The 20,226-nt window shown below is 55.3% G+C and carries 20 protein-coding genes; 6 read left to right on the top strand and 14 right to left on the bottom strand.

The window, feature by feature from the left end:
* Nucleotides 1–88: 88 nt before the first annotated feature.
* A complete protein-coding gene (gene pcsA, locus IE151_RS01355; protein WP_244636575.1) occupies nt 89–814 on the top strand; it encodes a phosphatidylcholine synthase in 726 nt (241 codons plus the stop codon).
* A gap of 11 nt (nt 815–825) precedes the next feature.
* Here the strand turns inward: pcsA and IE151_RS01360 are convergent, their stop codons facing one another.
* On the bottom strand, nt 826–1,461 hold the full coding sequence (locus IE151_RS01360) for a TerC family protein (RefSeq protein WP_189487588.1): 636 nt from the start codon (nt 1,459–1,461) through the stop codon (nt 826–828).
* 276 nt (nt 1,462–1,737) lie between these two features.
* Complete coding sequence (locus IE151_RS01365; protein WP_189487055.1) at nt 1,738–2,598, bottom strand: DMT family transporter; 861 nt, start codon at nt 2,596–2,598, stop codon at nt 1,738–1,740.
* 81 nt (nt 2,599–2,679) lie between these two features.
* Between IE151_RS01365 and IE151_RS01370 the strand changes: the two genes are divergently transcribed.
* Nucleotides 2,680–4,071, top strand: coding sequence for an aminotransferase-like domain-containing protein (locus IE151_RS01370; RefSeq protein ID WP_189487058.1), 1,392 nt, complete (start codon nt 2,680–2,682; stop codon nt 4,069–4,071).
* 115 nt (nt 4,072–4,186) lie between these two features.
* Nucleotides 4,187–5,332 (top strand): alpha-hydroxy acid oxidase, encoded by a 1,146-nt coding sequence (locus IE151_RS01375; protein WP_189487590.1) that lies wholly within the window; start codon nt 4,187–4,189, stop codon nt 5,330–5,332.
* On the opposite strand, the gene IE151_RS01380 is transcribed toward IE151_RS01375, so the two are convergent.
* Nucleotides 5,325–5,765 (bottom strand): YqaA family protein, encoded by a 441-nt coding sequence (locus tag IE151_RS01380; protein WP_189487060.1) that lies wholly within the window; start codon nt 5,763–5,765, stop codon nt 5,325–5,327. The two genes, IE151_RS01375 and IE151_RS01380, sit on opposite strands and share 8 nt — an antisense overlap.
* Before the next feature lie 142 nt (nt 5,766–5,907).
* The gene (locus IE151_RS01385; protein ID WP_189487062.1) at nt 5,908–7,098 is read right to left on the bottom strand and encodes an OpgC family protein; all 1,191 of its coding nucleotides are present in this window, start codon (nt 7,096–7,098) and stop codon (nt 5,908–5,910) included.
* 183 nt (nt 7,099–7,281) lie between these two features.
* Between IE151_RS01385 and mazG the strand changes: the two genes are divergently transcribed.
* On the top strand, nt 7,282–8,133 hold the full coding sequence (mazG, locus tag IE151_RS01390) for a nucleoside triphosphate pyrophosphohydrolase (RefSeq protein ID WP_189487094.1): 852 nt from the start codon (nt 7,282–7,284) through the stop codon (nt 8,131–8,133).
* On the opposite strand, the gene IE151_RS01395 is transcribed toward mazG, so the two are convergent.
* From IE151_RS01395 to lon, 7 genes are all read right to left on the bottom strand, one after another.
* The gene (locus IE151_RS01395) at nt 8,123–8,686 is read right to left on the bottom strand and encodes a GNAT family N-acetyltransferase (RefSeq protein WP_189487098.1); all 564 of its coding nucleotides are present in this window, start codon (nt 8,684–8,686) and stop codon (nt 8,123–8,125) included. The genes mazG and IE151_RS01395 overlap by 11 nt on opposite strands.
* 20 nt (nt 8,687–8,706) lie before the next feature.
* Entirely contained in the window at nt 8,707–9,558 is an 852-nt protein-coding gene (gene sseA / locus IE151_RS01400) for a 3-mercaptopyruvate sulfurtransferase (RefSeq protein ID WP_189487100.1), read from the bottom strand.
* A gap of 50 nt (nt 9,559–9,608) precedes the next feature.
* Entirely contained in the window at nt 9,609–10,340 is a 732-nt protein-coding gene (locus tag IE151_RS01405; RefSeq protein ID WP_189487103.1) for an alanyl-tRNA editing protein, read from the bottom strand.
* Nucleotides 10,341–10,399: 59 nt separating this feature from the next.
* A complete protein-coding gene (locus IE151_RS01410) occupies nt 10,400–11,440 on the bottom strand; it encodes a cysteine synthase A (protein WP_189487106.1) in 1,041 nt (346 codons plus the stop codon).
* Between the two features lie 177 nt (nt 11,441–11,617).
* Nucleotides 11,618–12,616 carry a tRNA dihydrouridine(20/20a) synthase DusA gene (dusA, locus tag IE151_RS01415; RefSeq protein ID WP_189487592.1) on the bottom strand — a complete coding sequence of 333 codons (999 nt, stop codon included), beginning with the start codon at nt 12,614–12,616 and terminating at the stop codon, nt 11,618–11,620.
* A gap of 143 nt (nt 12,617–12,759) precedes the next feature.
* Nucleotides 12,760–13,035 carry an HU family DNA-binding protein gene (locus IE151_RS01420; protein WP_189487109.1) on the bottom strand — a complete coding sequence of 92 codons (276 nt, stop codon included), beginning with the start codon at nt 13,033–13,035 and terminating at the stop codon, nt 12,760–12,762.
* 276 nt (nt 13,036–13,311) lie between these two features.
* Nucleotides 13,312–15,690 (bottom strand): endopeptidase La, encoded by a 2,379-nt coding sequence (lon, locus tag IE151_RS01425; protein WP_382344711.1) that lies wholly within the window; start codon nt 15,688–15,690, stop codon nt 13,312–13,314.
* Between lon and IE151_RS17905 the strand changes: the two genes are divergently transcribed.
* The gene (locus IE151_RS17905) at nt 15,587–15,841 is read left to right on the top strand and encodes a hypothetical protein (protein WP_382344712.1); all 255 of its coding nucleotides are present in this window, start codon (nt 15,587–15,589) and stop codon (nt 15,839–15,841) included. The genes lon and IE151_RS17905 overlap by 104 nt on opposite strands.
* Nucleotides 15,842–15,970: 129 nt before the next feature.
* On the opposite strand, the gene clpX is transcribed toward IE151_RS17905, so the two are convergent.
* Together clpX and IE151_RS01435 are read right to left on the bottom strand one after the other, a co-directional pair.
* Entirely contained in the window at nt 15,971–17,242 is a 1,272-nt protein-coding gene (gene clpX / locus IE151_RS01430) for an ATP-dependent Clp protease ATP-binding subunit ClpX (RefSeq protein ID WP_189487115.1), read from the bottom strand.
* Between the two features lie 428 nt (nt 17,243–17,670).
* Entirely contained in the window at nt 17,671–18,291 is a 621-nt protein-coding gene (locus IE151_RS01435; RefSeq protein ID WP_189487118.1) for an ATP-dependent Clp protease proteolytic subunit, read from the bottom strand.
* A 524-nt stretch (nt 18,292–18,815) separates the two neighbouring features.
* On the opposite strand from IE151_RS01435, the gene IE151_RS01440 reads away from it, so the two are divergent.
* Nucleotides 18,816–19,415 (top strand): transglutaminase-like cysteine peptidase, encoded by a 600-nt coding sequence (locus IE151_RS01440; RefSeq protein WP_189487120.1) that lies wholly within the window; start codon nt 18,816–18,818, stop codon nt 19,413–19,415.
* 106 nt (nt 19,416–19,521) lie between these two features.
* Here the strand turns inward: IE151_RS01440 and IE151_RS01445 are convergent, their stop codons facing one another.
* Nucleotides 19,522–20,055, bottom strand: coding sequence for a gamma carbonic anhydrase family protein (locus IE151_RS01445; protein ID WP_189487123.1), 534 nt, complete (start codon nt 20,053–20,055; stop codon nt 19,522–19,524).
* Between the last annotated feature and the right edge of the window lie 171 nt (nt 20,056–20,226).

Below are 20,226 nucleotides of genomic sequence, written 5' to 3' on the forward strand. Positions count from 1 at the left end.
CAGCCTTATCGTGGATCATGGATTTTGGACGCCGACGCTCTATGATCGCGACTTGTCATTCACCGGACTGTCGAAAGGTCGATCATCCGTGGCGCTAAAAAAGAAAAAAGTCACCGCACCGCAGGCCAAGGCCTTTTCCGTTCATCTGCTGACTGCCTCCGGGTCGTTTCTCGCTTTCCTGTCACTGGTCGCGGCAAGCGAGGAAAATTGGGTAGCGATGTTTCTATGGCTGGGGCTTGCGCTATTCGTCGACGGCATTGACGGCCCCATCGCACGCAAGCTGCAGGTGAAGGACATTTTGCCAACGTGGTCCGGGGATCTGCTCGATGCGGTCATCGATTATGTGACCTACGTACTCATTCCCGCCTTTGCGCTCTATCGCAGCGGTTTCATGGGCGAGGGACTTTCCTTTCTCTCCGGCGCGATCATCGTCGTAACCAGCGCGATTTATTACGCCGACACAGGAATGAAGACAAAGGAGAACTTTTTCAAAGGCTTCCCCGTTGTATGGAACATGGTTGTATTCACGCTCTTCGTCGTCGAGCCCGGCGAGTGGGTGGCATTTTCCGTTGTGCTGCTCTCGGGAATCCTGACCTTCGCACCAATCAATTTCCTGCATCCGGTTCGCGTCGTGCGTCTGCGCCCGCTCAACCTCGGCATTTTTCTCGTCTGGTCGGTGCTGGCCGTAATCGCAATTCTTCAGCAATTACATGCGGATGAATGGGTCCGCATTGGTATCGCTGTAACCGGCATCTACCTTTTCGTCATAGGCGCAATAATGCAAATCCTGCCTGGATTGGGCAAGAAGACATAAATAACAACGCGTTATAGGCCAAGCCACGCGTAGAGATAAGGAGAAATCTCTACGCCTCCGTGATAGAGCATACGCAGCGCCACGATGACGATGACAGCGAGACCAACATATGCAATCCAGCGGAACCTGTGCAGTATCTGGGCGATGAAATTCGCGGCCAGACCCATCAACGCGATCGAAACGACGAGGCCCGCGATCAACACCGTGGGATGCTCGCGCGCCGCGCCGGCGACAGCGAGAACATTGTCCAGGGACATCGATAGATCAGCAATGACGATCTGCATTGCCGCCTGACCGAAGGTCTTCTCGACCTTGGTCTTCCGGGCTTCTTCCTGCGATGTCTGCAGAGCTGCCGTACCTTCCGCAGATTGCAACTCAGTCCACATTTTCCAGCAGACCCAACAGAGCAAAAGCCCGCCGAGAAGCTGCAAGCCGACGATCGAAAGCAGATAGACGGTGGCGATCGCAAAGCAGATGCGCAGGAAGGTTGCCGCCAGAATACCAACCAGAATAGCTTTTTTACGTTGTGCATCCGGCAAGCCGGCGACCGCAAGACCGATAACGATTGCATTGTCGGCGGCCAGCACCAGATCGATCATGATGACCTGAAAAAAAGCCCAGAGGCCTGCACTTGTGAAAATATCCATGAGTAGCCTTTGCAGGATGCGGCCCAGCAGCGGATCGCATATGAGCGACGCGGCGATCCCGATGCGGCCTACCGGAACGCGTCGATAACTCACAGCACTTTGATCCAAGCGTGTCAAAGGCTTTAAACAGAGCCTCATCAGCTTCGAAATCGGCGGCGAGAACTGCGTGACGCAGAGGGGAAAGCGCGATCAAATCGTTCCCACGGCTACAGATTCAAACTGCATAACGTAGATTATGGAACATATAATAGTACAGACCGCCACATTGCAGTTCGATCAGGCAAACCGTCGCGCAGCAGCTACGCAGCCGATCACCGCCACGGTAACGAGCACCATGCTCAATGTGACAGCCTCGTTCAATAATGTTGCGGCCAGAGCCAACCCGAAAAACGGCTGAAGCAGTTGCAATTGACCGACTGATGCGATTCCACCCCGTGCCAGTCCGCGATACCAGAAGACGAACCCAATGAGCATGCTGAAAAGAGAGACATAGGCAAGACTAATCCAAGCCGGCAGTTCCACGTTTGCCAGTGTTGCGGGCCAGTTTACGAGCGTCAGAACAAGCATCAGCGGCAGCGACAATGCAAGGGCCCAGGAAATGACTTGCCATCCGCCAAGCTCACGCGAAAGTTTTGCGCCTTCTGCATATCCCAAGCCGCACACAATAACGGCGGCTAGCATCAGGCCGTCGCCAATCGGAGATGCGACCAAACCTTGTGAAAACGCGAATCCGGCTACAACCGAACTTCCGATGAGGGAGAATAGCCAGAACGCGGGTTTCGGTCTTTCGCCGCCGCGGACAACACCAAAGATTGCCGTCACCAGCGGTAAGAGGCCAATGAAGACAATCGAGTGCGCTGATGTCACGTGTTGTAGAGCGAGAGCAGTTAGCAGTGGGAAGCCTACGACGACGCCTAATGCAACTATGACCAGAGAAAGCAAACTCGTGAGTTCCGGCCGCTTTTCCTTATGGAGAACAAGCAAGGCCACGCCGAGAATGCCCGCGAGTGCAGCTCGCGCGACGGTCAGGAAGACGGGATCGAAAGTCTGGACCGCTACTTTCGTGGCGGGTAGCGAGCCGCTGAAGATAATCACTCCAATCATCCCGTTAAGAAAACCGCTTGTCATCCGTTGCATTGGAGGCCCCTTTCGGTGCCCTTATCCATTGCCTGGTGAGCTCGCGCCAGTTACAGTTCCGTACGGTTGGGACAAACTGTTATGGTCGAAGAAGCAATACAAAGTAAAAGCGCGAGCCGGATAGATCGGGTCATGCTCACGATCAAAAAGCGCATAGCCTCCAGAGCCCTTCCCGCCGGATCTAAGCTACCTTCCGTGAGATCGATCGCCGGATCCTTGCAAGTGTCCGTTTCAACGGCGGTCGAAGCCTATAATCGCCTGGTCGCCGAAGGGGCTATTACGGCGCGACCTGGCTCGGGATTCTACGTCGCCCATCAGACCGCGCCCATGTCATTATCTGCTGTGGGCCCCAGGCTGGACCGCGCAATTGATCCATTATGGGTATCGCGGCAATCTCTGGAGGCTGACGGCTACAATCTGAAGCCAGGTTGTGGCTGGCTCCCTGCCTCCTGGTTCCCGGAACAGATCATCCGCAAAGCGCTCCGCAATGTTTCTCGCTCGGAGGTGGATACATTGTCGAACTACGGAACGCCTCTAGGGTTAGGGCCACTCAGGCAGTTGATCAGCCGCAGGCTAGTTGAGCGGGAGATCGAGGCAGCCCCTGATCAAATCCTTCTGACCGAGAGCGGGACCCAGGCGATTGATATGCTTTGCCGTTTTCTTCTCCAGCCCGGTGACACCGTCCTTGTGGATGATCCCTGCTATTTCAATTTCCAAGCGCTATTGCGGGCCCACCGCGTGAAAATCGCCAGCGTGCCGTACACACCGGCGGGTCCGGATGTTGAGAGTTTCGCATCTGTCCTGTCGCAGGAGAATCCCCGCCTCTACATAACAAACGCAGGTATTCACAATCCGACAGGCGCAACCTTATCGTCGGCGGTTGCGCATCGCGTGCTCAAGCTTGCCGATCAGCATGGCATGATCATCATCGAGGACGATATTTTTGCCGATTTCGAACACACACCCGCACCCCGTTTAGCCGGATTCGACGGGCTCGATCGCGTTATCGAGATCGGCAGCTTCTCCAAGACACTGTCTGCTTCCGCCAGATGTGGATATATCGCAGCAAGACCGGAATGGATCGAAGAACTGGTCAACCTGAAAATCGCGACAACTTTCGGCGGAGCGCGATTGAATGAAGCGCTGGTCTACACCGTCCTGAGCGACAGGGGATATCGCAAACATATCGATTCGCTTCGACAGAAACTTGAAAAAGCGCGCCACCATGTTGCCGCACGGCTTCGTTGTCTCGGAATTGAACCCTGGCTGGAACCTCGCGCGGGCATGTTCCTGTGGAGCAAACTGCCAGCCAGTCTCGACTCTGCTGATCTTGCGCGTTCTGCCTTGTCAAAAGGTGTGGTCCTTGCCCCGGGGAATGCATTCAGCGTGTCCCAGACCGCAAGCGATTGTATGCGGTTCAACGTCTCTCAGATAGATGATCGGATGTTTGAGACACTCCGATCTCTCATCTAGTGACCGCCACGCATTCTGCCCCTCTTTTCAATACGGATGCGCTAAGGCATTCTGTTTCCAGAGGAAGTGAAGCGACCTGATGAGTTCCACCGAGCACGGTCGCATGGGGGGATGCATGGGCTTGGATCAATGTCTCAATTTCGATGATTTTCAGAAGCTGGCACGTCAACGCCTCCCCTCTCCCATCTATAATTATATCGCCGGCGGCGCGGATGACGAGGTCACGCTGCGGCAGAATACAGAGAGTTTTGCTTCCGTCGATCTGGTTCCCAATGTTCTGCGCGGCGTCGAAACCGTAGACCTTACGACCAATGTTCTGGGGCAAAGGCTTGCCTTGCCTATCTATCTTTCTCCAACGGCTTTGCAGCGGCTCTTTCACCATAAAGGCGAGTATGCGACAGCCGCCGCGGCCGAGAAATTCGGGACGATGTTCGGATGCTCGTCGCTCGGCACTGTCTCAATGGAAGAGCTGGCAAAGAAGCATAAAACGCCTCAAGTCTACCAGTTCTATTTTCACAAGGACCGCGGGCTCAATACGGCTATGATGCAAAAGGCGAAGGAAAGCGGCATCAATGTCATGATGCTCACCGTCGATAGCATCACCGGAGGCAATCGCGAGCGCGATCTGCGCACTGGCTTCACTATCCCGTTCCGCCTCACAGCTGCTGGTCTAGCGCAATTTGCAATTAAGCCACGCTGGGGCATCGACTATGTCCGTAGCGAGAAATTTTCGCTGCCGCAGCTGGACTCCCATATCAAGATGAAGGGCAACACACTGACCATTGGGCGGTATTTTACCGAGATGCTTGACCCTTCCATGACATGGGATGATGTAGAGGCCATGAAGGAAGAGTGGGGCGGCACCTTCTGTCTCAAGGGCATCATGAGCGTCGCGGATGCACGCCGCGCGGCCGACATCGGCTGTCATGGAATCGTGCTTTCAAATCACGGTGGCAGGCAATTGGACGGTTCACGCACTGGTTTCGATCAGTTGGACGAAATCGTACAAACTGTAGGCGAGAGGCTGGACGTTCTGGTCGATGGGGGCTTCCGACGCGGCACCCATGTACTCAAAGCGCTGGCGCTAGGCGCCAAAGCGGTTGGACTTGGTCGTTACTATCTCTTCGCGCTGGCCGCAGCAGGCCAGCAGGGCGTGGAGCGTGCCTTGGCGCAGATGAAGGCGGAACTTGAGCGCGACATGCGTCTTATGGGCTGCACGAAGATCTCAGAACTTAACCGAGACATGTTGCGCTTCAGATAATCCCGGCGACGGCCAGGGCGATAATTGTGTAACGCCCCGCTTTTGCAAGGGTGACCAGAACGAGAAACACCGGCAGAGATTCCCGCAATACTCCGGCGACAAGCGTTATCGGATCACCAATGACGGGCATCCAGCTTGCGAGCAGAGCCCAGCGTCCGTAACGGCGATACCAGGACTGCGCACGCTCCAAATTCTGGGGCGTGGCGGGAAACCAGCTTCTGTTCTTGTACGCTTCGATGCGTCGGCCCATGAACCAGTTGATCAGCGAACCCATAACGTTTCCGACTGTTGCAACAAGGACCAGGAGAAAGACATTTAGCTGGCCACCATAGATCAAACCAACCAGAACTGCCTCGGATTGCATCGGCAGCAATGATGCCGCAATCAACGCCGACAGAAAAAGGCCGCCATAGGCGCTTAATATCGAAACCATGCCACGCCTATAGCGACGCAAGTGCCACAGCGGCAGCACTTTTCACGGAACTGGTGCCACAAAGCAATGAATTCGCCGTGATGCATATAAGAAGCGCCTCCGATTACGCGGAGGCGCTCGTAATAATCTTAATTCTGCCGGTTCAATTGGCAAGCTTGGACGTTGTGCCCTCCCCGATCCACTTATCACGCTCGCGCCAGAGGGCTGGAAGCGCAAGAAGCGAGATGCAGAACAGCGCGATTATCGTCTTTGCAAACTGTGTCAGTTCCGCCGTACGCCCATCGAAATAGTACACCACATAGACGATAAACACATGCCAAACGTAGACCTGCAAGGAATGCCGTCCCAGCAGGCGCAGGAAGCTCAGCGTAAATACCCAGGACACTGCTGCGGCGAAAGTCCTTACCCAGGCGCTATGATGCTTCGGACCAGCGATCAGAAGCCAGGTCATGCCGGTTGCAACCGCGGCGAAGTTCAGCAGATAAACCGGTCCGAAATCCGCCCGGATTTCCATGCTGGCAAACTTGCCGATCATGAATTCTGGCATCAGGCCCCAAGCCGTCACGATACGCAGCGGCATGAAAAACAGACATATCGCCAGCGCGATCTTCGGCAGCAACGTCTTTTCAGGCGTGAAGATCTTATTCCATTCGATTTTCTTTGCGGAGGTCAAGGCGCCCATGACAAGCGCCGAGAAAAACACGATCTGCCACCCGAGCATGTTGAAACTGACGCGTACGCCCTGATTGTCCGGACGCATAAAGAAGTCATTTGCAGGCGCGATGAAAAGGAGTTGCAGACCCAGCTGGCCAGCAATCCAGGCCAGGAGAGAACCCGTCATCACATAAGCCCACTTGCCCTCGAGCGTCAGCTTGATGAGCCAAGGCGCAAAAAGCATGTAAACGATATACTGCGGCAGGATATCCATAAAGGTGGGCTGAAAGAAGAAGGTTGCGATCGCGCCAAGGCGCAACGGGTCGGTAAACGAAGTCTGACCTAGCCAATCCGACCAGATACGGGACGCGTCCGGAAGCACGAGCCGAAGTACCAGTATCGCAATGATAACGCCCATTGCGTATCGATAAAGTTCCCAGGCGCGCGACCATATTTTCGAGCGTCCTTCAGCGAAGCCGCCTTTTATCATCTTGCGAGCATAGACCATCCCGACCAGAAGACCTGAGAGGAAAACAAAGCCCTGTGCATCTTCGACAAAAGCAAACTGACGATGATTGACCTCCATCATCCAATACCCGCCCACGAATATCAGGTGATTGATCATCATGAAGACGAGGAAATACCCCCTCATCCCGTCGAATATCTCGAAGCGTCTCACGGCTAACTTCCCATCCCATTGGTTTTTCGCGAATACCTGATTTGCAACGCCCTTTAAATAAGGAGAGTTCCTGTTAATCGTCCTCACTTACTGTACCGATCGGTAACAGAGCAGCTATGAAATGCCGGACGTGCAGGATTTTTAACCTTTCGAAAATTCATCAGCTGGCGTATCCGTATCGCCATGAAGGCTTCCAAAGAAATCTCATCCATTCTCGATATAATGCGCGCTCTTCGCGATCCTGAAAACGGCTGTCCATGGGATGTCGAGCAGACATTCGCATCGATTATTCCTTATACTATTGAGGAAGCTTACGAGGTCGCCGATGCGGTAGAGCGCAACGATCTGGACGACCTGCGTGAGGAACTTGGCGACCTCCTACTCCAGGTCGTCTTCCACGCCCGTATGGCCGAAGAAATGGGCAAGTTCGATTTTGGTGATGTGGTGGAAGCCGTTTCCTCCAAGATGATCCGCCGTCACCCGCATGTCTTTGGAACGCCGGAAGATCGTGAGAGGGGCCTTTATCCCGATCTCTGGGACAGCATCAAAGCGCAGGAGAAGAGGGATCGTGCCGCGCGCCGCGCCGATCGCGATACGCTCGAGGCGGATCATAAGCACCTGCTCGCAGACGTGCCGCGTGCCCTGCCCGCATTGACACGTGCGCTAAAGCTCCAGACCAAGGCAGCGAAAGTCGGTTTCGACTGGTCAGAGGCCGATCCGATCCTTGCGAAGATCCAGGAGGAAATCGATGAGCTAAAGGAGGCGCGTGGGACAAAGGACCAAAAGCGTATCTCGGAAGAATACGGGGATCTTCTTTTTGCCGTCGTCAATCTGGGACGTCATCTTGGCGTTGATGCCGAAAACGCGCTGGCTGGCACAAACAGCAAGTTCATCAATCGTTTCAGCTATATCGAAGACGCGCTGGCGCAAGAAGGCCGGACGCCGCAGGAAGCGACGCTAAACGAAATGGAGCGCCATTGGCAGGACGCCAAGCAGAAGGCAAATCCGCAGAGTAGGCTTAAAGTTACGCGATGACGATTTGCGCACGCTCTGCCAGCGAAAGTGGATAAATAATTTCATTCGCTTGGGCATAAGGGCGAAAGCCCAGCTTCTGATAGAGTGGTAAAGCTGCCGGATGATCAAGGGTGCATGTCTGGACAACGACGCGCTTTGGGTGATGGGCCCAGGCAGTCGAAATTGCAGCCCCCAGGAACCACTTGCCCAATCCCTGTCCCATCGCGTGATCCATCATACCGAAAAAGGCCAGCTCGACTTCGTGACCGTCAACATGAAGCTCAAAAAATCCGGCTGGCGCACCATCGAGATATAATACGCGAATATCACGTGACTTGGCGTGCAGAATCGCGGCGAGCGCTTCGTCGTCCTTACGCAACATGTTAACCCAGTGCCAGCGGCGACCGACACGATCTATGAGATAACGATAGAAGTGCAGCGGAATACCGTTTGCCTTGAGCAGCGCGATGTTACGTCCGATCGGCTGCGGGACACCGGCCTTCGCAGGCTCAACCATTTCAAGAAACGTTACCGTCACCTCGACGGGTTCGGGTGTCCTGTCGTCCAATGCCATTTGCCTCTGCCCAACCTGCTTTAGTTCTCGTCCTTGACGATCGGCGTATCGGGCAGGCTACCCCACTCCGACCACGACCCGTCATAGAGGCGATGATTTTCCTTGCCAAGGCTGGTCAGCGCGAGAGAAATAATAGCCGCTGTTACCCCTGAACCGCAGCTCGTAACAACAGGCCTGTCCGGATCGAGTCCCTGTCGTGCAAACAGAGCCCGAATATCCTGTTCAGACACAAGACTGCCGTCCTTTGACAGGTCCGAAGCCTGTACATTAAGAGCTCCCGGCATATGCCCGCCGCGCATGCCGGGACGCGGTTCGTTATCCCGCCCGGAAAAACGCCCAGCGGGCCTCGCATCGGCAATCTGGACGCTTGCGGTTTCGACGATATTGCGCATCTCGGCAATCGAGACAACGCGATCAAGGTCTGGACTTTCCTTGAAATGACAGGGAGCGATCTTCGTAGGTTGATCGGAAACGGGACGCCCCTCCTCACTCCACCGCTTGAAGCCCCCGTCAAGGATCTTGACATTGGTCGCTCCCATCACGCGAAAGAGCCACCAGGCGCGCGCAGATGAAAACAGACCGGGGCCATCATAGATGACTATCTCGTCATCGACTGCTATGCCCATGGCGCCGACTGCGCGCGCGAACTGGCGCGGCTTTGGCACGCTGTGCGGCAGACCGGTGGATTTGTCGGCAACCTCGTCGTGATCGAAGAAAACGGCACCGGGAATATGTGCCCTACGATATTCGTCGAAGGCGTTGCGGTTTGCCGTCGGCAGATACCAGGATGCGTCGACAATGGAGAGTCCTGGACGGTCGAGATTGGCCTGAAGCCACTCCGCACTCACGATCAGTTCATCACGCTTGCTCATGGACCGTCCCCTGTTTGTTGCAGCGACAATGATTTATCAGCCACCGACTATCAAGCGGGCATCGGCCCGAAGCGCAAACGGAAGCGGCGGTTTTCCCGGCCTTTCTTCTCGATCTTACCAATATGAACCTCGCCAATTTCGCCTGTCGTACGCACATGGGTTCCGCCGCAGGGCTGGCTATCGACGCTTCCATTCTCGCCTATGCAGACCAAGCGTACCTGCCCGGTGCTTGGCGGCCGGACGTTCTTCGATTTGATCAAGCCTGGGTTCGCCGCCAGCTCTTCTTCCGTGATCGTGCGAATATAGACCGGATGATCCGCCGTCACTAATTCCATCAACGCCCGCGTCGTCTCTTCCTTGTCTGCGGTCGCGCCCTCCATGTCGAAATCAATGCGTGCATCCTCGTTGTTGATCGAGGCTCCGGTCACCGGATAGGGACAAACCACCGAGAGAAGATGACAAGCAGTGTGTAGACGCATTAGGCGATGGCGACGTTCCCAGTCTATTCGAGCGATAACCTCCTCGCCAACCGCCAATTGCGGCTGGCTCGCGTCAGGGACGTGAATAATATGATCCTTGCTCTCGCCCGTTGTCGTCGCGGCGATCCCGATCCTTGTCCCGTCGCGGCGCTCCAGCCAGCCACTATCTCCGGGTTGCCCGCCGGACGTGGCATAAAACACCGTGCGATCCAGCACGATACCTCCACCACCAACCACCGCGGCAACCTTCGCATCGACTTCGGTGAGATAGGAATCCTCGCGAAACAGCGCTTCGACCTTCAATGCATACTTCCTTCATGTCACGACTCGGCAACGCATAATGACGCGTCGGCGAGAACGTGTCACGCAGCGGTGGTCTCTATGAATGGAATGTCGAATTTAGGCTCGCGCTCGATCCATTCGGGGATTGGCAAACCATGCGCGCGAAGAAACACTGGGTTGAACAGCTTGGACTGGTAGCGCGTGCCATAGTCGCATAGCACCGTCACGATCGTATGCCCCGGCCCAAGATCGCGAGCCAGGTGCACGGCACCTGCAATATTGATGCCGGACGACCCGCCGACGCAGATACCCTCGTGCTCGATCAGGTCAAAGACGTACGGCAGCGCCTCTTCATCGGAAATGCGATAGGAGAAATCAGGCTCGAAGCCCTCAAGATTGGCTGTAATGCGGCCTTGACCGATACCTTCGGTTATAGAACTGCCCTCAGCCTTCAGGGAACCGGTCGTGTAGTAGCTGTGCAGCGCCGCGCCGTGTGGATCGGCGAGCGCGATTTTGACGTTACCGCTGCGATCTCGCAAACCGGCCGCCACGCCGGCAATCGTTCCGCCAGAACCGACCGAGGCTACAAAGCCGTCGATCTTTCCATCGGTCTGACGCCAAATTTCCTGCGCCGTTGTCGCAATGTGGCCGTCGCGGTTCGCGACATTATCGAACTGATTGGCCCAGATCGCACCTTGGGGCGCCGTTTTGGCAAGTTGCTCGGCAAGGCGGCCGGACAGACGGACATAATTATTGGGGTTGGAGTAAGGAGCGGCAGGGACTTCGAGCAATTCCGCACCGAGCAGACGCAACGCGTCCTTCTTTTCCGCGCTCTGGGTCTTCGGGATCACGATTACCGTGCGATAGCCGCGCGATTTGGCAACGACCGTCAAGCCTATACCGGTATTGCCCGCGGTCCCTTCCACGATAACGCCGCCTGGCTTCAAAAGTCCCTTGCGTTCGGCATCTTCAATAATGAAGAGACCGGCGCGATCCTTGATGGACTGCCCGGGATTTAGAAACTCAGCCTTCCCGTATATCTCACAGCCGGTTTCCTCCGACGCTCGGCGCAGACGGATCAGTGGCGTGTTTCCGATCACATCCGGCACATTCTTGAACATCGGTTTGCTCCTTACTCTGGCTTCAATATCGATGGCCGCATTCTAGAGAAGAGCTTGGAGCCCGCAAGAAATTGGTTTTTTCGTAGCAGCGCCAACACGAGGTGCGAGAACTAATATAGCGTGTTTTTTGGCATAAAACTCCCGACGAGAAGCGCGGCAGGAATTTTGTACCTCCGCTTATGCAGCCTCCGCTGCTGCGCCCGCCCCGGTGACTTCACGGTAGGCGGCAGCGATGATTTCAGGTCCTGCGCCGGGCTTTGCTGCGTCGGTAGACAATATTTGCCGCCAGCGGCGCGCACCCGCTCTTCCTTGAAAAAGTCCAACCATATGACGCGTGATATGGATCAGGCGGCCGCCATTGATGATATGTTGACGTGCATAGGCCTGCATTGTTTCAAGCACCAGTTCCATGTCCACTTCGTCTACCGTTGCCCCGAGCAAGGCGTCGACACGCGTCAAAACCTGCGGATTCTGATAGGACGCTCGCCCAAGCATCACGCCATCCATATGCGTCAAGTGATCTCGCGCGACATCGATCGAGTGAATTCCGCCATTGATCCCGATGAATTTCTCCGGCCACTTCTGTTTCAAACGATAGACGCGGTTATAATCCAATGGCGGAATATCGCGATTTTCCTTTGGACTTAGACCCTGCAGCCAGGCTTTGCGTGCATGTACCCAAAGTGCCTTTGAGCCTGCTGCAAAAGTCAGTGCGGCAATCGCATCGAGCGCTTCTTCGGTGTCCTGATCATCCACGCCGATGCGACATTTAACTGTGACCGGAATATCCGTAACCTCTACCATCGCGGCAACGCAGTCGGCGACCACTTGCGGCGTCTTCATCAGGCAAGCCCCAAATGTGCCGGATTGAACGCGGTCGGATGGACAGCCAACATTGAGATTGATCTCGTCATAACCGTAATCGGCGCAAATTCTCGCCGCTTCAGCAAGCTTCCCCGGATCGGAGCCGCCGAGTTGAACGGCGATCGGATGCTGAATCTCCTCAAAGGCCAGATGCCGGTCGCGATCCCCATGGATGATAGCATCGGCGACGATCATTTCAGTATAGAGCAACGCCTGGCTGGAAAGCTGGCGGTGGAAGAACCGGCATGGCCGATCCGTCCAGTCGATCATCGGCGCAACCGCGAAGATTTTCTGGTCTCTCTGGGCGTAAATCTGTGCTGTCCGGCTCAACGCAACGAAGCTCCTATTTTCTTCCGCTTTATATATGAAGCAAAGAGATACGTGAAGAAGACGCCCAAAAAACGGAAAAACCGGGCGTCAAGGCCCGGTTCTTTCGATCAAGTCGTAAACGAGAATTAGCCGTTGACGGCGTCCTTCAGGCCCTTGCCCGCGGTGAACTTCGGAACGTTGCGAGCCGGGATCTTCACTTCTGCGCCGGTCTGCGGGTTGCGGCCGGTGGTGGCAGCGCGCTTGGAAACGCCGAAGTTGCCGAAACCAACGAGACGGACTTCACCGCCATTCTTCAGCTCGCCGGTAATTGCAGCGAACACGGCGTCGACAGCAGCCTGGGCGTCGGTCTTCGACAGATTCGCGGATTCTGCGACTGCGGATGCAAGCTCGTTCTTGTTCATTATAAGGTTCCTTCCCTATGAAGGCCGGAGACGACTCAACCGGCTGGTGCCATCGGTTATAGAAACAGTTGCCGGACGAACCAAGCTGGAACCGCCTAAGCAAGCATAAAAAAGCCCGGATTTCTGCCGTTTTTCACAACAAACAAGCAATTCCGATCATGCATGATGATGCCGACGAATGGCATTCGCGTCCACCAATGCCGATTCACGATGCGTGAGCTCATATAAAAGGGCGGGACATTGCTGCCCCGCCCTTAATGATCCATCGATCAATCCTTAATGCGCCAAAGCCGCGGACTTGTCGTCCTTGACATCGGTGGAAGCCGCAGCCGCTTCCGGTTCGACCCATTCGATAGCCTCCGGCATGCGAACCAGCGCATGCTGTAGAACTTCGCTGGCCTTGCTGACCGGCACGATCTCCAGAGCGTTCTTCACGTTCTCCGGAATATCGGCCAGATCCTTGGCGTTTTCCTGCGGGATCAGCACTTTGGTGATGCCACCACGCAAAGCTGCGAGCAGTTTTTCCTTCAAGCCACCAATCGGCAAGACGCGGCCGCGCAAAGTAATTTCGCCCGTCATGGCGATATCCTTCCGTACCGGAATGCCTGTCATGATAGACACGATCGACGTCATCATGGCTACACCGGCGGACGGACCATCTTTCGGTGTCGCACCTTCCGGTACGTGCACGTGGATGTCGCGCTTGTCGAACACCGGCGGCTCGATACCGAAATCTACTGCACGTGAGCGCACATAGGATGCAGCAGCCGAAATGGACTCCTTCATCACGTCGCGCAAGTTGCCCGTGACGGTCATCTTGCCCTTGCCTGGCATCATCACACCTTCGATCGTCAGCAACTCGCCACCAACCTCGGTCCAGGCAAGACCGGTTACGACGCCGATCTGATCCTCACCCTCTGCCATGCCGAAGCGATAGCGTTCGACGCCCAGATAGTCCGCCAGATTGTCCGGCGTAATATGCACGTCCTTGACACCATCCTTGAGGATCTTCGTTACGGCCTTGCGTCCGAGTGTCATCAACTCACGTTCCAACGAACGCACACCAGCTTCCCGCGTATAGGTCTGAATGACCTTGCGGATGGCATCTTCGCTCACCGAAAACTCGTGTTCACGTAGTGCGTGATCGCGAATGACCTTCGGCATCAGATGACGCTTGGCGATCTCGACCTTTTCGTCTTCCGTATACCCGGCGATACGAATGATCTCCATACGGTCCATCAGGGCCGGCGGAATATTCAGCGTATTGGCCGTTGTCACGAACATGACGCTCGAAAGATCATACTCGACCTCGAGATAGTGATCCATGAAGGTCGCGTTCTGTTCCGGGTCGAGAACCTCCAGCAGGGCCGAAGACGGATCGCCGCGGAAGTCCTGACCCATTTTGTCGATTTCATCGAGCAGGAAGAGCGGATTGGACTTCTGTGCCTTCTTCATCGACTGAATGACCTTGCCGGGCATCGAGCCTATATAGGTGCGTCGGTGACCGCGGATTTCGGCCTCGTCGCGCACGCCGCCAAGCGCCATGCGGACATACTCCCGACCCGTTGCCTTGGCGATCGAACGCGCAAGCGAAGTCTTGCCGACGCCGGGAGGGCCGACGAGGCACAGGATCGGCCCCTTGAGCTTCTTCTGACGGGCCTGCACGGCGAGATATTCGACAATGCGATCCTTGACCTTGTCGAGGCCGTAGTGATCCGTATCCAGCACTTCCTGCGCCAGATTGAGATCGTGCTTGACCTTCGAATTCTTCCCCCACGGGATCGAAACAATCCAGTCGAGATAATTGCGTACGACTGTCGCTTCCGCAGACATGGGCGACATGGTCTTCAGCTTGCGCAACTCCGCTTCCGCCTTGTCGCGGGCTTCCTTGCTGAGCTTGGCCTTCTTGATCTTGGCTTCGAACTCGGCAGCCTCATCACGGCCATCCTCGCCCTCGCCCAATTCCTTCTGAATCGCCTTCATCTGCTCGTTGAGATAATATTCGCGCTGCGTCTTCTCCATCTGGCGCTTGACGCGCGAGCGGATACGCTTCTCAACCTGCAAAACAGAAATTTCAGCTTCCATGAATTCCATCGCCTTTTCGAGGCGAGCCTTCACGGAAACGGTACCGAGAATGTCCTGTTTGTCGGAAATTTTGATCGCCAGATTGGCAGCGATTGTATCGGACAGCTTCGAATAATCTTCGATTTGACCAGCCGAACCAACGACTTCTGGAGAAATCTTCTTATTAAGCTTCACATAGTTTTCAAAATCTGCAACGACAGAACGGGCCAAAGCCTCGATCTCGACCGCATCTTCTTCCGGCTCCGGCATGACGTCGGCATGCGCTTCGTGGAATTCGGTTTTGTCAGTGAAAGTGGAGATGCGCGCACGCGCAGTGCCTTCGACCAGAACCTTTACGGTGCCATCCGGCAGCTTGAGCAACTGGAGCACGTTCGCGAGCGTGCCAACGTCGTAGATCGCGTCCGAAGCCGGATCATCGTCCGTAGCGTTCTTCTGCGTCGCCAGAAGAATCTGCTTCTCCGCACCCATGACCTCTTCGAGCGCGCGAATAGACTTTTCGCGTCCGACGAAGAGCGGCACGATCATATGCGGAAAAACGACGATGTCACGCAGCGGGAGCACTGCGAACACACCCTTCTCCTGGGAGGGAATGACCTTGGTCATTGTTCAACCTTTCTCACGCATCCGCAAAAGGCCAGATGCGCATTTCGTGTGCGGCCCCGGAACCCCCGCCCAATCTGCCTGTCGCAGCCAAGTGGCGCGAATGGGTTCCGATCCATGAACCATAAGTGGTCCCGATGCGGGGTAAGATCAAGAGCAAGTCCTCATCGAACACGTCCACGCATGAACCGACAAGGACTTCGATTTCAACACGACCAATACTGGCCGCAACCGGCAGGCGGGCGCTTATTTAAGCGCTTGCCGAACCCTTTTCCTTCTCCCGCTCAGAATAAATATAGAGCGGACGCGCATTACCGTTAACGACCTCATCGGAGATCACGACTTCCTGCACGCCTTCGAGCGCGGGCAACTCGAACATGGTGTCGAGCAGGATCGATTCCATGATGGAGCGCAGACCGCGTGCCCCCGTCTTGCGTTCGATGGCGCGGCGGGCAATAGCGAGAAGCGCATTCTCGTGGAAAGTCAGCTCAACGTTCTCCATCTCGAACAGGCGCTGATATTGCTTCACCAGAGCATTCTTTGGTTCGCTCAGTATCTGCACCAGCGCAACTTCGTCCAGATCTTCCAGCGTTGCCAGAACAGGCAGACGACCGACAAATTCCGGAATGAGACCGAATTTCAGCAGATCTTCAGGTTCGACCTGACGGAACAGTTCACCAGCCTTGCGCTCATCCGGAGCCGCGACATTCGCCGCAAAGCCGATTGAGGTCTTGATGCCCCGATCCGAGATGATGCGATCAAGACCGGCAAATGCACCGCCACAGATGAACAGGATGTTCGAGGTATCGACCTGAAGGAATTCCTGCTGTGGATGCTTGCGGCCGCCTTGTGGCGGTACGGAAGCGACCGTGCCTTCCATGATCTTCAGAAGCGCCTGCTGAACGCCCTCGCCCGACACATCGCGGGTGATCGAGGGATTGTCCGACTTGCGACTGATCTTGTCGATTTCGTCGATATAGACGATGCCGCGCTGCGCGCGTTCGACATTGTAATCCGCCGATTGAAGAAGCTTCAGGATGATATTCTCGACGTCCTCGCCGACATAGCCGGCTTCTGTCAGCGTCGTGGCATCCGCCATCGTGAACGGCACGTCGATGATGCGGGCAAGCGTCTGCGCAAGCAACGTCTTGCCGCAACCGGTCGGACCGATCAGCAGAATGTTCGACTTCGCCAGTTCGACGTCATTGTTCTTTCCGGCATGTGCCAGGCGCTTATAATGGTTATGCACGGCAACCGAAAGAACGCGCTTGGCATGAGGCTGACCGATGACATAGTCATCGAGCACCTTCATGATTTCTTGCGGGCTGGGAACGCCCTCGCGGGACTTCACCATCGAGGACTTGTTTTCCTCGCGAATGATATCCATGCACAGTTCGACGCATTCGTCGCAAATGAAAACGGTGGGACCAGCGATCAGCTTGCGCACTTCATGCTGGCTTTTTCCGCAGAACGAGCAGTAGAGCGTGTTCTTGGAGTCGCCGCCGTTGCTGACCTTACTCATATCTTCCAGTCCTTTCACTGCCCCCGAATAGAAAACATCGGGGCCGATCCAGCAATCTATGACGCGAATCGCTCGCCGCCAACCCGGCTAAACGAGGTCATACGCAGTTTTTTCTCCATCGCCGCGAAAACCGGAACCGGCTTCCACACCTGCGATGCTACGGCTTCATACGTCAGCGCATGCTCTGCCCGTCTGGATAACGCACGACGCGCCATTCGGTTGGCCTGTGCCAACGCCCGACAGACCTTAGCGTGTTGACGATATCAACGCTATGCGCCTTATGCTGAACAGAAGCTTAATATCTCTGAACGAGGCACCTTTCGATCAGCCGCATGTCGACTGTTCGTCCAACGAAAATGTGGAGAAACTATGCCGGCTGCCATTGTCGGCATGGAACCATGCCGACAACCAACAACTCCACGGCCGCTTTAGCCTTCAGCAGGTTCGCGTGACTGCACGACCTTGTCGATGATTCCGAATTCCAGCGCCTCTTCCGAAGTCATAAAGTGGTCGCGATCAAGCGTTTTTTCAATAGTCTCGTAATCGCGACCGGTATGCTTGACATAAACCTCGTTCAGACGACGCTTCAGCTTGATAATATCCTTGGCATGGCGCTCGATATCGGAGGCCTGCCCCTGGAAACCACCTGAAGGCTGGTGCACCATGATACGCGCGTTCGGCGTAGCAAAGCGCATGTCCTTGTGACCTGCGCAAAGCAGCAGCGACCCCATTGAAGCGGCCTGCCCGATGCAGAGGGTAGAAACCGCCGGCTTGATGAATTGCATAGTGTCGTAAATTGCCATTCCGCTCGTCACCACGCCACCGGGCGAGTTGATATAGAGCGAGATCTCCTTCTTCGGGTTCTCGGCCTCCAGGAAAAGCAACTGCGCACAGACAAGCGTTGCCATGCCATCTTCTACCGGACCGGTAATGAAGATGATGCGCTCTTTCAGGAGGCGCGAGAAAATATCATATGCCCGTTCACCGCGATTGGTCTGTTCGACGACCATGGGTACGAGGTTCATAGCGGTTTCAACCGGGTCTCTCATCGAATGTCCTTCATTGTGGTTCGGATTCCATCAGAACCGCTTCGTGAATCGCAAAGTTCTCAAGGTCCATAGATAGGATGGCTGAAGGGCGTCGTGCAAGGGCCGGGAACGCGGATCTTGCGCTGTCGAATTTCCCTGTTCTGAACGCTTATACAGCGAAATCGAAAACAATTCGCTGCGATGGTAAAGCAAGGTTTTATATGCGTCCTTGCTATATTATTGACGGGCCAGACGAAATTGTTGGCATCTGTTGAGGATTGGGTTACATTTCCTAATATTCGAAATTGTGTCACCGTTTGCGATATTACCGCTTTCCGTTGGAACACAAGGCATCGGCCTTCTGAGCTGGACCATGCCTCGCAGATCTTGGTAACCCCGCTTAAAAAAGCCTCAAGAACCGGCTAATAAAACCTTTCCTGCATCAGCAGCATTTGAATCATGTTTGATTCAAATCTGTGTAGCTGATTTGTGCCGCTGTAAATGCCGCGTGCGTGATCGTCTTCCTCGAACTTGGGGACATCGCAATGATCGGCAGTATCGCAAAGAAAATCGCTCTAATGACATTTGCTCTTGGGGGATTTTCACAACCCGCCATGGCAAATGGCGCATCCATGACCGTTGGCGCCCGCACGAGCCAGCCCATTGGTCATTACGAGTTCTGCCAGGTCTTGCCAGATGAATGCGCGGCAACCACCCCGGTGCGATCAATTGAACTGACCCGCCCGCTGTGGGAGCTTCTCAAGAAGGTCAACCTCGACGTCAACTCCAGCTATGTGCCCATGACCGACATGGAAATGTGGGGCGTTGAAGAAAGGTGGTCCTATCCTGAGATTGGCGCGGATTGCGAAGACTACGCACTCGAAAAACGTCGTCGTCTGACGGCAGCCGGCATCCCCGCTAGCAATCTTCTGATGACCGTTGCTCTTCAACCGGATGGCTCAGGTCATGCCGTCCTGACCTTGACCACTCGCCAGGGCGATTTCATCCTGGATAATATCGAGCCAAAGATCCTCGCCTGGCACGATACCTCCTACACTTATCTCAAGCGTCAATCAGCTGCTCATGCAGGTGTGTGGCTCGCAATCAATGACGGGCGCGACGTTCCAGTGGCCAGCTTGCGCTAATCAGCGGCGTATCTGGGTAACCTGCTTGCCTTCATAGCCGCGGTAAACTCTCCGTGAGCCGACATCCGGAGTTATATGGTTCGCACAAAGCAGCTGGCCATTTTGCTCAAGAATCAATTTCGGTACATTCGACTCTGAAACGCTTGCCATTCTCCACGTAATGTGCGGCCGATCTGCGCATGCGCTCGAATGTTAGCTCATCCAGGCTTCGCACGACGCGGGCGGGCGATCCTACGATAAGAACACCGTCCGGGAACGCTTTTCCCTCTGTGACAAGCGTGCCTGCTCCAACGATGGAATTGGCTCCGATCTTCGCGCCGTTGAGCACGATTGCGCCCATACCGATCAGCGTATTTTCGCCGATGGTACAGCCATGCAGCGTAGCACGGTGCCCGATCGTGCAGCCTCGTCCGAGCTTCAGCGGAAAGCCCACATCGGTATGGAAAATACAATGCTCCTGTACATTGGTATCATCGCCGATCTTGATCAGTTCATTGTCGCCGCGCAACACGCTTCCATACCAGATTCCCACATTGCGACCAATCTCGAGATTGCCGATAAGTGTCGCGTCGGGTGCGATCCAGTTCGTTTCTCTTGCCAGGAACACAGGGGCGGTTTCTCCCAGTCTGAATATCGGCATGCATGTTCCTCTGCTTTATTGCGCTTTTAAGCGTCGTGTCCCCAGCGTCCACCGCATCCTCATTTTCAGCGAGAACGCTATGACGATTCCTTTAGCGGTAACGATCGGTGAAAAGCGGCACCGTCGCAAGCGGTCGCGCTTGATGAGGCGGATAATAACTTTCGGCACAAT

The organism is Limoniibacter endophyticus, from assembly GCF_014652835.1.
Taxonomy (GTDB): domain Bacteria; phylum Pseudomonadota; class Alphaproteobacteria; order Rhizobiales; family Rhizobiaceae; genus Limoniibacter; species Limoniibacter endophyticus.

Bases quoted from the DNA above. Each gene is read 5' to 3' on its own strand.
- IE151_RS01360 (WP_189487588.1), bottom strand. From the start codon at position 1,461: ATGGATATTTTCACAAGTGCAGGCCTCTGGGCTTTTTTTCAGGTCATC.
- IE151_RS01365 (WP_189487055.1), bottom strand. From the start codon at position 2,598: ATGCAACGGATGACAAGCGGTTTTCTTAACGGGATGATTGGAGTGATT.
- IE151_RS01370 (WP_189487058.1), top strand. From the start codon at position 2,680: ATGGTCGAAGAAGCAATACAAAGTAAAAGCGCGAGCCGGATAGATCGG.
- IE151_RS01375 (WP_189487590.1), top strand. From the start codon at position 4,187: ATGGGCTTGGATCAATGTCTCAATTTCGATGATTTTCAGAAGCTGGCA.
- IE151_RS01380 (WP_189487060.1), bottom strand. From the start codon at position 5,765: ATGGTTTCGATATTAAGCGCCTATGGCGGCCTTTTTCTGTCGGCGTTG.
- mazG (WP_189487094.1), top strand. From the start codon at position 7,282: ATGAAGGCTTCCAAAGAAATCTCATCCATTCTCGATATAATGCGCGCT.
- IE151_RS01395 (WP_189487098.1), bottom strand. From the start codon at position 8,686: ATGGCATTGGACGACAGGACACCCGAACCCGTCGAGGTGACGGTAACG.
- sseA (WP_189487100.1), bottom strand. From the start codon at position 9,558: ATGAGCAAGCGTGATGAACTGATCGTGAGTGCGGAGTGGCTTCAGGCC.
- IE151_RS01410 (WP_189487106.1), bottom strand. From the start codon at position 11,440: ATGTTCAAGAATGTGCCGGATGTGATCGGAAACACGCCACTGATCCGT.
- IE151_RS01420 (WP_189487109.1), bottom strand. From the start codon at position 13,035: ATGAACAAGAACGAGCTTGCATCCGCAGTCGCAGAATCCGCGAATCTG.
- IE151_RS17905 (WP_382344712.1), top strand. From the start codon at position 15,587: ATGACCTCTTCGAGCGCGCGAATAGACTTTTCGCGTCCGACGAAGAGC.
- clpX (WP_189487115.1), bottom strand. From the start codon at position 17,242: ATGAGTAAGGTCAGCAACGGCGGCGACTCCAAGAACACGCTCTACTGC.
- IE151_RS01435 (WP_189487118.1), bottom strand. From the start codon at position 18,291: ATGAGAGACCCGGTTGAAACCGCTATGAACCTCGTACCCATGGTCGTC.
- IE151_RS01440 (WP_189487120.1), top strand. From the start codon at position 18,816: ATGATCGGCAGTATCGCAAAGAAAATCGCTCTAATGACATTTGCTCTT.
- IE151_RS01445 (WP_189487123.1), bottom strand. From the start codon at position 20,055: ATGCCGATATTCAGACTGGGAGAAACCGCCCCTGTGTTCCTGGCAAGA.